Origin of the sequence: Thalassospira sp. MCCC 1A02491, from assembly GCF_001613785.1 — a bacterium.
Taxonomy (GTDB): Bacteria; Pseudomonadota; Alphaproteobacteria; order Rhodospirillales; family Thalassospiraceae; genus Thalassospira; species Thalassospira povalilytica.
In genome coordinates, this window is sequence record NZ_LPVX01000028.1 from 21161 (window position 1) to 36196 (window position 15036).

Genomic DNA, 15036 nt, shown 5'->3' on the forward strand with positions numbered 1-15036 from the left:
ACTTTTCAAGCTGGCAGGCCTCAATTTCCCCGGAAACTTTGCCATTGATGGATGAGGCGCCAGACGTGAAACCATGTAGAAAGTGACGACAGTAGCCGAAAGTCGGGAATTGGCGCGGCCACATGCCACTACAGCCCTGATTCTCAAGACATCAATCAGGCGGCTTTCTTTTTCTCGCAAACCCCGACAATGGCCTTGTGATCGTTCTTTTCGACCGCAAAGACCATCAACGCGACAAGGCGATAGAAACCATGAACAAATTTGCCATAGGGCATGGACAGGAACAGGGTCATGACAACGCCCAGATGAATGCTAAGCGCCATACCGACAAAAGCTGTTTCCTTTACCAGCATCAATGCAAGGCCCGTCACGCTGGTCATCAAAAGCAGGAACAGGAAGCTGACATCCATGCCCTTGTTGGTTTTCCCCTTGGGCGCCGGGTCGGCCTTGGCTTTAAGAATCAAAAGACCAACCGGCCCGACAATCAGTCCGATACCGCCGATAATACCAAACAGCTTGGGCAAGCTGACATATCCATAAGGTGCCGGAAGATTGAAACCGTAATGCATGACAGTGCCAACCGAAGTTGCCGCAAAACACAGCATGAATCCCCAGAAGGTCATCTGATGGAACCAGCGACGCGCCATTGACGGCTTGTCGTCGGGATATGAACATCCCTGCCCATTGCCGCCATCAAGGTATTTAAGACTAAGCGCGTCCTTGACCCCTTGCAGAACCCGCCCGTAATCAAGGCTGAACGGACCGGGCAGGCGCATGGTTTTCCAGAATCTGGTAACAGATGCCCCAAGTGCGATCAGGACAAACAACCCGACCGCGCCAAAAGTTCCGGCAAGGACATTGTGGGAAATCACGCCGTAAAACGCGTTTTCATGCACAGCAAAGAAGTCCGCACCAGTCAGGATCGCGGTAAGAGCAAAGAACGCGGTAATAAGAACAACCGAAAGCGCACTTACCCAAAGACCGTTATTGGCAAACAGCTTTCCCATAAAACCCGGCCATGCATAAACGCCATAATTTTCCTGACGCAGTTCCGCCATGGCAGCTGGCACATTGAGCGCAAATTCATGGGGCGGCGCATACTGGCAATTGTGATAGCAAGCACCGCAGTTGTGACACAGGTTCGACAGGTAATCGACCGTATCGGCGTTGAATTCAAGCCGAAGCTCCATGGCCTGAAACACCGCACAATGTCCCTCGCAATAGCGACAGGCATTGCAGATCGACATCACCCGTGCAGCTTCTGTTGTTTTATCGGTTGAGCGCATAATCCGCAGCCTCGCTTCCTGCAATTCGTCCAAATACATTTCCGATGGTCATGCCGATCCCGGCCAGATATCCCTGCCCCAGAACGTTGCCTGCCATGATTTCACCAGCAGCAAAGACATTCGGGCATTCCTGGCCCGATGCCATCTGGACCTGGGCCTTTTCACTGACTTCCACACCGAGATAGGTGAACGTGATCCCCGGACGCAGCGAATAGGCGCTGTAGGGCGGCTGATCGATTGTCCGTGCCCAGTTGGTTTTGTTTACGGCAAGGCCCTTGGTATGCAGACCATCGAGTTCGGTATGATCAAAGCTGCCCGGCTGGGCCGCGGCATTATATTCCTTGATGGTTTTTTCAAGCTGAACCGGATCAATGCCCACCTTCTCGGCCAGTTCCGGGATTGTGTCCGCGACGACGGCCGGAAAAACCGGCGGCATGAAGCCGCCCTTTGCCTTTTGATCGATGATCACATGGGCAACCTGATTGGGTTGATCGGCAACAAGACGCCCCCAAATCGCGTAGCGTTTCGGCCAGAAGTCTTCGCCTTCGTCATAAAAACGTTCGGCATTTTCATTTACCACGACCCCCAGAGACACACAGTCGACACGGGTACAAATGCCGCCATCAAATTTCGGTGCACGACCATCAATTGCCACTGCATGGCACTGATCAGGCTCCCCGATCTGCTGCACACCAGCATCAAGCAACATGCGCAGCAACGTTCCGCGATTATACGGGGTCCCGCGGATCAGGAAATTCTCGGCAACTTCGCCCCAGGCTTCTTTCAGCCATTCGATATTGGCCTCAAACCCGCCAGCAGCCGCGACAAAGGCCGTTGCCGTGATGGTTTGATCACCGACATTCAGGCTCTTGAACGCGCCGTTTTCAAGCGTGATCCCGGTGACCATTGCATCATAATGGATTTCAACGCCCAGTCCCTCGGCGTGGCGATAAAGGGCATTCAAAAGCTGCTTTCCGCCCCCCATAAAGAAGGCGTTGGTCCGCCCCAGATGCAGGGTCCCACCCAAAGGCGGCTGGAACTGCACCCCCCGGCTTTCGAGCCAGTCGACAGCTTCTGTTGATTTGCGAAGTGTCATGCGGGCAAGCTTTTCATTGGTCTTGCCCTTGGTTACACGCAAAAGATCTTCCCAATATTCTTCTTCGTCATATGTACCGCTAAGTACTGACAACGGTCCAAGATGCATCGGGCGCAAGTTACGTGTGTGGCGCGTATTACCGCCCCGGTGCGTGCGCGGCGCACCTTCCAGAACACAAACACGAGCCCCCTTTTCCGCCGCAACGATTGCCGCGATCAGCCCGGCCTGTCCGCCACCGGCAACAAGCACGTCGTAGTGGTCATGATGAGTTTTCACGTCGACGCTTCCCTCTCAGCTCTTAAATTGCATACTTTTGCATACAATTTTTTTAGCAAAATTGTACTCCAGTCGCTCGCCTGTCAACTCAAAGCGATCAACTGATCAAATTACTTTTTTCTCGATGTCGGTCGTCTGACGGGTGTATCGCCCCCGACACCTCCCTATCCGGATGCCTGACAAGCCCGAATAAAAGTGCCGATTTCCGCAGATGGACGCCCCCCACCAACCTGCCAAAGCAAATCAAGCAAGCCGCGCGCCTGACCAAGCGTCAAACACTCTTCGGCAAGCTCGCCGAACTTGGACTCAAGTTGCTGATCGCTTAACGCAGCATCCGGATCGCCAATTCTGGTGGGCTGGTAATGCTCAACCATCTGTCGATTCTTAAGACTGATGGCAACACGGGCTCCGCGTGCTTCGGGGAACGCTTCTTCCGCCTTCGGGTCACAAAACAGCTCGGTACTGTCGACCAACCGCTTGATCACCGGATCTGACAAATGATTCGCATCGAACGCATTCAGACGAACCGACCCGAAAACCAGAGCATGCGCGACGACATAACGTAAGTTGAATTTTCCTTCGAACGGCGTGGTATGGCGCGGGTTTCCGGTAACATTCAATGCGACCTGATATGTGCCGACACGAATGGAATCAATATCATCAACCGAAAATCCATGCAGATCACGCAGATACAATGCTCCGTCGATTGCCGCAAAGGTGTGACCACAGCATCCATGATTTTTTACTGTCATCTGTGCGATGTTGTATTGGTCGCCCAAACCATCGGGCGCACGTTGCCAATCAACATCCGTACTCATAGCTGCGCCAAATCCGGCATCGCCTTCAAGCACATCCAAAGCACCCGTCACACCGAACCTTGCCGAAACAGCGGCAAGATAGCCACCCTCGGCAGCCCGTCCGGCATGCAAGGGCTTGCTCATGGCATCGGATCGAAACGCCTGTTGCAGTCCGGCGGCAAACGTCCCGGCAGTGGCAAGAGCGTGAGCAGCCTGGTTTGCATTCAGATCAAATGCAACTGCTACGGCGGCAGCTGCCCCGAACGTTCCAACAGTTCCGGTCGTATGCCAGTACCGGTAGTGGGATGGCTGTATGGCGGCGGCAATCCGCGTGGAAACTTCGTATCCAGCAATAATGGATCGAAGCAATGTATCCTGACTTGCCCCGACCTGTTCGCACGCAGCAATCGCGGCAGCAATCACCGGACACCCAGGATGATAAATGCCATCGCGAAAAATATCGTCAAATTCGACGATATGTGACGCAGTTCCGTTAATAAGAGCTGCTGCACGCGGCAAAGCTAACACGGAATGGCCTGTCACACTGCACCGTCCGATCCCGACTTCCTCGTCCAGCGCCTGGATCAGGTTGGTCGCAGGCTCCTTGTCCGCTCCGGCCAAAAGGGCAGCTATGTAGTCAATCAGAACCCTTCTTGCTTGATGCAAAACAGGTTCGTCAATGTCCATTTGCCCGATATTCGCCAGATAGGTCGCAAATTCAGAAATCGGTGAAACCGTATGATGTGGTCTGGCTTCAACCATCAGAACTGCGTCCAGTATTGTTTCGGATCAATTCGTGCACCGATCACAAGCGGTGTGTTTGAGACCGGTCGAGACAATGCATCTGCCAGAGCCTGTTCTGTCTCGACCATGATGCCGTCGCACGCCATTGATTCTGCCATTTTGACGACATCGGTATCTTCAATAACCGTGCCGGTTGACGGATACTGACGTGCCATTTGCTTAAGCTCGATCCGGTTGAGAGAGTTGTCGCAGAACACCACGACCTTAAGTCCCAAGCCAAGAGATGCGGCAAGGCGCAGTTCACTTTGCACCATTGCAAGCCCGCCATCGCCGGTAAAACAGATGACATTGCGATCCGGATTAAGGTATTTGGCAACCATCGCCGCCGGCAATGAAAAGCCCATCGACGACAGGCCATTGGAATTCAGGCAACTGCGCGGATTGTGCGTGGTCCAGCCCTGCCCGACCAAAAGCTTATGCGATCCGACATCGGCCGTCACAATCGTATCGGCCGGCGCATCGGCCTTGGCAACGCGGATCACATCGGACGGGTTAAGAACACCCGAGACGCGACCATCCTCATATGCTGCCATAAGTTCATCCCGATGCGCCTTGATTGCCTTGGCACCAAATCCGTCGGCACTTTTAACATCTTCGACCAGTGATGCCAGAATATGACTGATCGACCCCACCATTTCGACCGGGCTTTCATAGATCTGATCCGTATTGGGGACATTATCGATATGCAATACCGGTGCGGGCACATCCCATGCCTTGATTAATTCAACACCATCAAACCCGGCCGCAATAATCAAATCCGCTGACCGCACCAAATCCCACATCTGGGCATTGCATGCCATGTCAAGCACGCCGGCAAACAACGGGTGTGTTTCAGCAACCGTGCCCTTTGCCATCGGCGACGACACCAATGCTGCACCGATTTTTTCGGACAGTGCCGCGATCTCGGCCCCCGCGTTCCCCTGCATTGCGGAAATGCCATAAAGAACAACCGGGCGCTTGGCCCCGTTGATCAAACCAACCGGATCAGCATCCTCGCCGTAAACCACCACGCCATGACCAATACCATCAACCGGCGGCAGCTTGATTTCGTCATCAAGTGCCGCTGCACCGACATAATCGGCCGGTGTCGTCAAATGAACAGGACCTTTGCGCGGGGCCATGGCAATACGGTGAGCCTTTCGCATGACATGACCGACAGTATGAGGCGCGATTTCAGTCGCCCATTTTGATACCGGGGTAAAAAGACTGTGCTGATCAACCACCTGATGGGTAAAAGTCGGCAACCGTTTGGTATCAATCTGACCGGAAATCGCAATCATTGGCGTGCGATCAAGATAGGCGTTGGCAACCGCGTTCACCAGATTGGTTGATCCCGGGCCCAAGGTCGACAATGCAACACCGGGCTTGCCGGTCAGCATCCCGTATGCCTGGGCCATAAGACCCGCGGTGCCTTCACGACGACCAAGGATGAAATCCATGCCAACGTTCCGGCATCCTTCAAGGAGCTCCACACTCGGGTCTCCCGGATAGCCGAACATGACGTCAACACCGGCCGCACGAAGATAGCGGGCCATAACTTCGGACATATTCATGGATTGATCCTCCCGGTTTTCAATTTCTAAAGCTTCGAATTGCATACATTTGCATGCAATTATAAATCAAGATATTTCTTTCGAATTTCAAATAGCAACGAGATCAAAATGGTTTTCGCCAAACCGCTCATTTTAAGATATTCTTCTTCAAGTCTAAAAAAAATATTGTTTATTTACAGATATTTATCATTATAACCACACAACCCATACGGGAAAACCATAACACCATCCAGGCCTTAATCACTGAAAATCAACAACCGCTATAGAAAAAATCAATAGATATGATTGCTTGTTCAATTTCCTATCCATCCAGCCTGTCCATAGCCTTGGGTTGAAGATTGACACACCGCCAATACGCATCTGGAAACCTTGTTGTCGACAGCACGACCCAAACCTGTCTTACCGCTATCTGTGATCAGGAACTTCCAGAGTAATCCGTTCAGGTCTCTAAGCCAGCGGTGCGTCAATCGCATGGAAAACAGCAATCAGGTTTCCGACGCCAAAAACAAAACCAACCAGCGTCGGATTTAACAGACCAGCAATGCCAATGGTCGGGATGCACATGCATCCGCCATTTGGCATCAAGAAAAATGGTCACGGAGGAACGAACATGAAAAAGCTGATGTCCGCAGCATTTGCCTGCGCACTTTTGCTTCCAACAGTGGCATCTGCTGCTGACTATACCGGCAAGACAATCGAATTCTGGGTGCCCTTCAAAGAAGGTGGCGGAACAGATACTTGGGCGCGCGCATTGCAGCCCTTCATCGCTGAAAAACTGCCGGGTAATCCGGATGTAATTATTGTCAATGAAACAACAGGCGGTGCTATCGGTGGCTCGAACGAATTCCATCGACGCATGAAACCGGGCGGCGAAATGATTTTTGGCACCACCGGATCTGTGCAATTCCCATTCCTGCTTGGCGACAAGCGTGTCCGTTATGACTATGCTGACTGGGCCCCTGTGCTGGCCTCACCGATTGGGGGGATGGTTTATCTGCGCGCAGACAGCGGCGTTAAAGGCGTTGACGATTTTGCCACGCTTAAGGATATGAAACTGGTCTTTGGCTCTCAGGCCATTTCGACACTTGATCTGGTACCGCTGCTTGCGTTTGAAATGCTTGGTCTTGATGTACAGGCCGTATTCGGCATGAAAAGCCGTGCTCTGACCCGTCAGGCGATCCAGCGCAACGAAGTCAATATCGACTACCAAACGACCCCGACCTACCTTAAGCACGTTGTGCCGCTGGTAGAAGAAGGCGAAATGGTCCCCTTCATGTCTCTTGGCGCCCTTCAGGCAGATGGCTCCATCGGTCGTGATCCAACTTTCCCTGACGTGCCAAGCTTCCCGGAAGTTTATGAAAAGGTTCACGGTAAAAAACCGTCCGGCCCGGCATGGGATAGCTGGAAAGCATTCTTTACCGCCGGATATGGCACCCAAAAATTTATCGTCCTTCCCAAATCAAGCGATCAGGACGTGATTGATACCTATCGTGCCGCAATGAAAGAAGTTGCCGCAGATCCGCGTGCGCAAAAGGTTCTGAAAGACGAGCTTGGCAACTATGAAATCATTGTTGGCGATCAGGTCGTCCAAGCAATGAAAGACGCCACCGAGGTTCCTGAAGAAGCCCAGGCGTGGATCACCAACTGGCTCAAAGAGAAATACAATTTCTCTAACTAAGCCAATTCAAAGCAGCTCTCTACCCGGTGCCACCATGTGGCGCCGGGCTTCCCGTATAGAATAAACCTTGGGGGCGGACGACACTTATGGTCGAGGCACTTGGCGGCGCGTTTCTGCAAATTTTCAGCGGAGCGTCGATACTTTATCTCGTTGGCGGCGTAATTATGGGGCTTGTGGTCGGGGTTCTTCCCGGCTTTGGCGGCACCGTCGGCCTCGCAATTCTTTTGCCCTTTGTCTACGGGCTTGATCCGGTTTCCGGTCTGGCCCTGATGATCGGTGTGATGGCTGTTATCTGTACGGCCGATACATTCCCGGCCGTCCTGATCGGCATACCGGGATCTGTCGGGTCACAGGCCACAGTTCTGGACGGCTATGAACTTGCCAAACAGGGACAAGCCGGACGTGCACTCGCGGCGGCCTTTACCGCATCCCTGTTCGGCGGATTAATCGGGGCTGTCATTCTGACCGCAATCATTCAAATTGCCCGCCCGGTTGTACTGTCATTTGGCACCGGCGAGATGCTGATGCTCGCAGCCCTTGGACTTTCGATGGTTGGATTGCTGGCAGGTCGCTCCTTTATCAAGGGGTTGATTGCGTCAATGCTCGGCCTCCTCCTGGGCATGGTCGGCATGACGCCGACATCCAATGAATACCGAATGGATTTCGACGTTCTGTATTTGTCTAACGGCATCCCGTTGATGGTGATTGCGATTTCCATCTTTGCCATCCCGGAAATTGTCGATCTTTTGCGCCGAGACACATCCGTGTCACAGGAAACCAAGCTGTCGGGCAGTTGGCTTACCGGGGTAAAAGATGCCCTACGCAACAAATTCCTGATCTTGCGCTGTGCTGGCATCGGATCGCTTGTCGGTATGTTACCTGGCCTTGGCGCATCAGTTGTTGACTGGATCGCCTACGGTCATGCGGTGCAGAGTTCCAAGGACAAAGAGAACTTCGGGAAGGGCGATATTCGCGGCGTTCTGGCACCGGAATCCGCCAATAATGCCAAAGAAGGCGGATCACTTGTTCCGACCCTTATTTTTGGTATTCCTGGATCCGGGGCAACAGCCGTGCTCTTGGGTGGTATGATCCTGCTCGGTGTTGAGCCCGGTCTGAACATGATCAAGTACGAAATCGATACGGTTTACGTGATCATCTGGTCGCTTGCGATTGCCAACCTGATCGGGGCGGCCTTGTGTGTCATGCTGGCCCAACCGATTTCCCAGCTCACCCGGGTCAATGTACGTCTTCTTGCACCGTTCCTGATCGTATTACTGATCTTCGCGACATATCAGTCCTCCCGCAGCTGGGGCGATCTGATTTTTGCGATGGCCATTGGTATCTTTGCCATCTATATGCGGCGTTTCGGATATCCACGCCCCGCTCTCATGATCGGCTTTGTATTGTCAAACGGGGTTGAAACCAACTTCTACCAAACTTCGCAATTCTATGGCTGGGCGGTCTTTGAACGTCCGATCTTCCTGATCTTGCTGGCGATCTGTGCCGTTACCCTGTTTGGTGGATTGCGTTTGTTGAAAAAACAGAATCTCGCAGCCCCCGACAACCCGATAACCAAGGCAAACCCGGCCCAATATCTGATGGCATTGACAATGGCAGGAATGGCGGCCTTTGCCCTGTTCTTCACCAAGGACCTGACCTGGCAGGGCAATATCTTTACCCAGGTTATCGCGGTTCCCATGCTGTTGCTGTCGATGATCCTGATCTGGCGGATATCGCGTGGCGGCCTGCGCAATCCCGATATGGAAGATATCGACCTCCCGACCGATGACGGCGTTTCTGAATACAAGTCCGGGATCTGGCTGCATCTGGGCTGGATTACAGGATTGCTTCTTGCCGCAGCCTTGTTGGGATACTGGCTGGCAATCGGCGTTTTCCTGCTCGCCTTCCTTGCGCTGCGCTCCGGGCTTAGCTGGAAGCGGGCAGCGCTGGTTGCCGGTGGCGTTCTCGCCGCTGTGTCACTGATGTCCTATTTGCTGCATCTTTATTTTCCACGCGGCTTGATTCAGGAAATCTGGGATCTCCCGTTCCCGCTAGCATAGCGATATTCCGGGAACACCTGCCCCGCTACGCAGCACAAGTAGCGGGGCATTTTTTATCCGCGATGACCGTCAAAGACCCTTTTTTCTTTGTCACAGGTGCCCGATGATCAAATTGCCCAGCAAACTACCCAATCTTCTTCTGACATTACTGATCGGAATTGTTGGTGGTATTGGCGCCGAACAACTTGCTGTGCCTCTGCCATGGTTGCTTGGCCCACTCGCGACCACTGCCATTACCAGTGTTGCTGGTATCAAGACATCAAGCAGCAAGCACGTTCTCGCCCCTGCCCGCACGTTTCTGGGCGTTGCCATCGGGGCATCCTTCACACCCGCCTTGCTGGAACGGATTGATGAAATGGCCTTCAGCCTTGCCTTCATTCCAATCTATCTCGCTGTGCTGGCGCTGATCGGCTTTCCGTTTTTTCATCGTATCTGCAAGTTTGACAAGCCAACGGCCTATTACTCCACCATGCCCGGCGGCCTTCCCGATATGATTGCCTTCGGGGCTGCTGCCGGCGCAGATGTCCGTGTTCTATCAATCGTCCAGGCCACCCGTGCCTTTGCGGTTGTCGTCATCTTGCCGCTATTTCTGAGCCTTGCACTCGGGATCGAATTTTCCCGCGGACAATCGGTTGGCAGCCACTGGGCAGACATACCGTTACGGGAGGAACTTCTGATCCTGACATGCGCATTTGGTGGCTGGTTTATCGCAGGCAAACTGCGGATAAAGGGTGCAACGATCATCGGCCCGATGTTGGCCGCTGCTGTCATGAGTATGACCGGGCTAATTTCCCACCGCCCACCGGTCGAAATCATGATCATTGCGCAGCTTATCGTCGGAATTTCAATCGGATGCCGTTACGCCGGTGCGGACAGGCGGACCATCATGATTGCGGCAGGGGCTGCTGTCGGTTTTTGCATTTTGATCTTCATGCTCGCCGCAACCTTTGCCGGGATGATTTCAGTCTTTGGCAATATCGATTTCCTCGACACCATTTTGGCCTACGCACCTGGCGGTCAGGCAGAAATGACGCTTTTGGCCATCATTGTTGGTGCCGATGCCGCCTTTGTATCGCTTCATCACGTTTGCCGGGTGTTCATTGTTGTGATCGGGGCGCCGATTGCCCAGCGATATCTATGATGCAATACCGCCAGGATATCTTACTGTTCGAGGTCTGCCTGCAACCTGATGCGGGCACGATAGGCGTTGTTAATATGCGCACGTGCCGCCTTTTCCGCCGCATCCGGATCTCGCCGGGCGATCGCATCGACAATTTCCTGATGTTCATCAAGCGACTGGGCACCGCGGTTCGGGATGGCAAGCGTCGTCCCCGCCAGCAGCACCAGCGAAACCCGCATATTTTCAAGCAGATCATCAAGGAACCGGTTACGCGCCAAAAGATGAATTTGTCGGTGAAACAGCTTGTTGCGACGCATCAGCTCACCGGGATTGTCGGCAAACTCCCGGTCGGCCTCAACCATTTCGCGCAGGACATTGATTTCCACATCCGTGGCATGAAGGGCAGCCAGACGGGCTGCTGTTCCCTCCATCACCTCTCGGACAAGGTAAAGTTCCCCGACCTCGCGGTAATCAAGCACTGTAACAACAGCACCGTGATGGGGTTCATGCGTAACCAACCCCTGCTGTTCAAGCCGTTTAAGGGCTTCACGCACCGGTGTGCGGCTAATCCCGAAGCGTTCGGCAATTTCCACTTCGCGCAAACGACTGCCCGGCGAAAGATCACCACAGTCAATCGCATCAAGCAGCATGTCATATGCACTCGATCCGCTCGGCTTTCCCTGTTTCTTTCGCATCTTTCCGCCTTCGCATTGTGGTGGACATTCAAAACAACTCACAACTAGATACATTTGGACTCAACAGCATACAACCCGAATAAACCACTTTTCCGAGCTCAAGGGAGGAAATCTGAATGTCACTTCAAAGCAGGATTGCTCCGTCGGGAACAATTCGATTTGCAATCAATATCGGCAACAGCGTTTTGACCCGTGTCGATCCCAAAAGCGGCGAAGTCGGGGGAATAACGGTCAATCTCGCCCGTGACATCGCACGTGAACTTGACCTGCCTTACACGCTTGAGATTTTCAACTCTGCCCGCGCTGTCGTCGAAACAGCCTCGCAAGACGCATGGGACTTCGCTTTCGTCGCTCGGGATCCAAAACGTTCCGAAAGCATTACCTTTAGCAATCCCTACTTCCTGATCGAAGGCAGCTACCTTGTGCGCAAGGACTCCCCAATCAACTCAAACAAGGAAGTTGACCAAACCGGCGTGACTGTTGCCGTAGGAAAGGGTGCAGCCTATGACCTGTATCTGTCGCGAAATCTAAAAAATGCCAAAATTGTTCGAACTGTTGGCTCAAAACCAGTAGATGAAATGTTGATGAACAATACGATCGATGTTGCTGCCGGCATACGCCCGGCAATGGCAAAATATGTCACCCGCAACCCGGCCTTACGCTTGCTGTCAGAACCCTTCATGTTCATCGAACAAGCCATCGGAACCCCGGTACAAAACCAAGACGGTGCACGCTTTATCGAAACATACCTGAAAGAAGCGCACAGTTCCGGGCGTATCGAAAAACTCTGCAAGGTGCCTTAAGTCCCAACAAACCCTACGATCACACACAATGAAAAATAAAACAGTGCCTATACTAGGTGGATGCAGCCGGACGAAAGCAGCAATAGAGCGGTGAGAATGTGTTGGAAGAACCAATGTTACGTTCCATAAATTCTGAGATTTCTCCTCCACCCTAGAACCGCGTCGCACTCCGGGAACAAATAGTTGAGGCACGTCAACTGCTGAGTGCCTCCAGCCACCCGAAATCAATTTTTGTCTGCGCAGGAAGCGTTATCGCCAACCATGCTTTGTCAATTGGCATAACTTGTGTCTGGTATTGTGTGAAGGTCTTGTAGTTCAATCTGACCCCTGCCCCGACTTCCGATACTAAGGTCGGCTCATACAGTTTGGGCGGCACAGTCATACCTGTTGTCAGCACCTTGCCCAAGCTTTCGCGTGCACACCAAAGTATGGATGCAGCCTCATACTCATTCAGAGAAAGCTCGAAGAACTGTTGCCGCAAACTCACGTCAACATCACTCAGAACGGGCACAATGTCGGCCTCTGCCAATTGCTCAACATCGACGCCGATCGGGTGACCTTTATGGTGAATAACGGCAACACAAATCTCGTCGGAGTGAGAAATCGACACACCAAGTTCACAACACCCGTCAGATGTACCCATAATAATAGGCTGGTGAAAAACACCGCTACCAATGGCGATATCATGTGGCGACACATCATCGAGATGACATTTCAAAGCAAGCTTCGCAGCCAACCGTCCGATTGTGAAACTGTCACGTCGCTGAGGAAACTCGAAAGACAGCCGTCTTTGCTGTTCGTGTGTATGTAAATATCTGCTCGCCAGACTTTCGATTTCCTGCGGACCAAGGCGTTGCCTGTCAATTATTGCAATGGTCGCTTTCAAAATATCCGGGGCACCAAAGCCTCCGAAGGATCCATCACGGGTTAATGCCAGCTTTTGCACGGCGCAGCTTTCCGGAAACATGACGGTTAACCTCATACTTTTCAGACTGCTTCTGTATGGCCCGACGAAGATGGCTGCTTTCCCAAGCTGTATTCAGGCAACCACACACATTCACCTTACACACGTGCAGGATGCAAATTTCATACACCCTGCACAACTAATTAATTGCGAATGAGTATTATTTTTGATAACTCCATAAAAACCCATCACCTTAGTCAGGTATGTGACTTGGCAATAACGGACCTCAAAAAACTCTTTCAGTCTCACCAAAGGGAATTGCAGATTTATCTGACACGCCTTTTGCGTGATGCAGATACAGCAATGGATCTGACACAGGAGACATTTTTGCGTGTGTCGGAACATGCCAGCCCCGATAAGGCAAACGAAGTCACCCATGTCCGTTCCTACCTGTACCGCGTCGCCCATAATCTTGCGATTGATCACGTTCGGGCGCAAAAGCGAAACCCGGTTGCCGGTGCCGATGACATTCCCCTTGATGTCATTCCCAATAATTCACCCTCGCCAGAACAGATCGTCGGAGGGCAGTCTGAGCTTGAATATGTACGCCGCGCGCTTGATGAGCTGCCTGAAAAAACGCGCGAAATCTTTACTCTTGTGCGCGTTGAAGGGCTGACCTATCGCGAAACGGCTGAACAGCTCGGCATTTCTGACAGCTCCGTGCAGAAACATGTCGCGCGCGCTATTGCCCATGTGATGAAGCGCATGCGGGAAAGCCGGTCATGAAATTGCACAAAGTTTTTACGCATTTCTTGCAGTTTTATCGTCCAACAGATAAGGACGCTTTGTCCGGGTTGTCGGCAAGTGCGGGTTGGTAACGTGAGCCAGATGCAAGAAACACAGAAAAACATTGATCTGGCCGCGGCCGATTGGGTTGCGAAAATGGTCAATGGCGACCTCAGCACATCTGAACATGAAGAGCTCCATATTTGGCTGAATGCCGCACCGGAAAACCAGCAAGCTTTCATTGAGGCCAACAACGCGCTTGCTGTAATGGATGAAGCAATCCGATCAAAAGAACGCACAACCGAAAGCCCTTCATCAAGGGTTGTCGAGCTTAAACATCCGGCAAAACCGTCATCCAAGGTCCCCTCGGCAAAGAAACGCCGCTGGAGCTACGTCGCTCTTGCCGCAAGCTTGCTGCTGGCGGTTGCTTCTACGCGCATTATGTTTGGTGACCCGACCATTTTCCTCAGCGCTGATTATCACACTGCTGTCGGGGAAGTGCGGGCCATTACACTTGAGGATGGCAGTACCGTCACCTTGGGCCCCGATAGTGCAATCGCGGTTCAGTTTACCGATCAAATCCGAAACATCGCATTGATTAGCGGGCTTGCCGATTTTCAAGCTGTTCCGATGGAACGTGCGAACAAGCGTGTTTTCACCGTCACCTCGCCGCATGGCCAGGTGCAGGCGTTGGGCACACGGTTTATCGTCAACAGCTTTGATGACCACACCAATGTTGCCGTGTTGGAACATCAGGTTGAAGTCAAGCCCAACTCGGCAACATCAGAACAAATAGCAATTCTGGCGGAAAATCAGGCCGTCCGTTATAACCGCCATTCAATCAGCCCGGTGTCCACAATCAAACCCGACCGTGCGCTTAGTTGGCAAAAAGGCAAACTGATATTTGATCGCGTCACACTGCGCGAAGTTGTCTCGGAATTCTCGCGGTATCAGCGCGGCAAAATCATGATTGCGAACGAGACTGCGGCACGCAAGCTTGTCAGCGGTGTCTTTGACATGACCGATCCCCAGGCCGGACTGGAACTGATTGCACTGGAACTTGGGGTCCAGAATATCTCGATAACCCCGTTAATGACCGTTCTTTACTAAGGATTTCTGCATTCTGAGAGGCCCGTTTTTCTTGGGCTTCTGGTCTTTATCGACACAAAAATCAAAAA

12 protein-coding genes are annotated in these 15036 nt (G+C 52.5%); 6 read left to right on the forward strand and 6 right to left on the reverse strand.

Features of this window, described 5'->3' with window-relative positions:
* Nucleotides 1–155: 155 nt before the first annotated feature.
* The 4 genes from tcuB to AUQ42_RS09175 form a co-directional block, all read right to left on the reverse strand.
* Nucleotides 156–1286, reverse strand: coding sequence for a tricarballylate utilization 4Fe-4S protein TcuB (tcuB, locus tag AUQ42_RS09160; protein ID WP_068518785.1), 1131 nt, complete (start codon nt 1284–1286; stop codon nt 156–158).
* Nucleotides 1270–2658 (reverse strand): FAD-dependent tricarballylate dehydrogenase TcuA, encoded by a 1389-nt coding sequence (gene tcuA, locus AUQ42_RS09165; protein ID WP_068518786.1) that lies wholly within the window; start codon nt 2656–2658, stop codon nt 1270–1272. Before tcuA ends, tcuB begins: the two co-directional genes overlap by 17 nt.
* Nucleotides 2659–2822: 164 nt before the next feature.
* Complete coding sequence (locus tag AUQ42_RS09170) at nt 2823–4217, reverse strand: MmgE/PrpD family protein (protein WP_082817800.1); 1395 nt, start codon at nt 4215–4217, stop codon at nt 2823–2825.
* Nucleotides 4217–5812, reverse strand: a complete 1596-nt coding sequence (locus AUQ42_RS09175) for a thiamine pyrophosphate-binding protein (protein WP_197460818.1) — start codon at nt 5810–5812, stop codon at nt 4217–4219. The genes AUQ42_RS09170 and AUQ42_RS09175 overlap by 1 nt, the downstream gene beginning before the upstream one ends.
* Nucleotides 5813–6422: 610 nt before the next feature.
* Between AUQ42_RS09175 and AUQ42_RS09180 the strand changes: the two genes are divergently transcribed.
* The 3 genes from AUQ42_RS09180 (at nt 6423) to AUQ42_RS09190 (ending at nt 10691) form a co-directional block, all read left to right on the forward strand.
* Nucleotides 6423–7490, forward strand: a complete 1068-nt coding sequence (locus AUQ42_RS09180) for a tripartite tricarboxylate transporter substrate binding protein (RefSeq protein ID WP_082817811.1) — start codon at nt 6423–6425, stop codon at nt 7488–7490.
* An 86-nt stretch (nt 7491–7576) separates the two neighbouring features.
* Nucleotides 7577–9550: a tripartite tricarboxylate transporter permease gene (locus AUQ42_RS09185; RefSeq protein WP_068518789.1), complete on the forward strand. Its 1974-nt coding sequence runs from the start codon at nt 7577–7579 to the stop codon at nt 9548–9550.
* 112 nt (nt 9551–9662) lie between these two features.
* A complete protein-coding gene (locus AUQ42_RS09190) occupies nt 9663–10691 on the forward strand; it encodes an AbrB family transcriptional regulator (RefSeq protein WP_197460819.1) in 1029 nt (342 codons plus the stop codon).
* A gap of 20 nt (nt 10692–10711) precedes the next feature.
* Here the strand turns inward: AUQ42_RS09190 and AUQ42_RS09195 are convergent, their stop codons facing one another.
* Nucleotides 10712–11365 carry a GntR family transcriptional regulator gene (locus tag AUQ42_RS09195; RefSeq protein ID WP_068518791.1) on the reverse strand — a complete coding sequence of 218 codons (654 nt, stop codon included), beginning with the start codon at nt 11363–11365 and terminating at the stop codon, nt 10712–10714.
* Between the two features lie 116 nt (nt 11366–11481).
* On the opposite strand from AUQ42_RS09195, the gene AUQ42_RS09200 reads away from it, so the two are divergent.
* A complete protein-coding gene (locus AUQ42_RS09200) occupies nt 11482–12168 on the forward strand; it encodes a transporter substrate-binding domain-containing protein (RefSeq protein WP_068518792.1) in 687 nt (228 codons plus the stop codon).
* A gap of 193 nt (nt 12169–12361) precedes the next feature.
* On the opposite strand, the gene AUQ42_RS09205 is transcribed toward AUQ42_RS09200, so the two are convergent.
* Nucleotides 12362–13135, reverse strand: coding sequence for a 4'-phosphopantetheinyl transferase superfamily protein (locus AUQ42_RS09205; RefSeq protein ID WP_156480864.1), 774 nt, complete (start codon nt 13133–13135; stop codon nt 12362–12364).
* A gap of 150 nt (nt 13136–13285) precedes the next feature.
* Here AUQ42_RS09205 and AUQ42_RS09210 point away from each other — a divergent pair, with 150 nt between their 5' ends.
* Complete coding sequence (locus tag AUQ42_RS09210) at nt 13286–13858, forward strand: RNA polymerase sigma factor (protein WP_082817801.1); 573 nt, start codon at nt 13286–13288, stop codon at nt 13856–13858.
* A gap of 102 nt (nt 13859–13960) precedes the next feature.
* Complete coding sequence (locus AUQ42_RS09215) at nt 13961–14968, forward strand: FecR domain-containing protein (protein WP_068518795.1); 1008 nt, start codon at nt 13961–13963, stop codon at nt 14966–14968.
* Nucleotides 14969–15036: the final 68 nt, after the last annotated feature.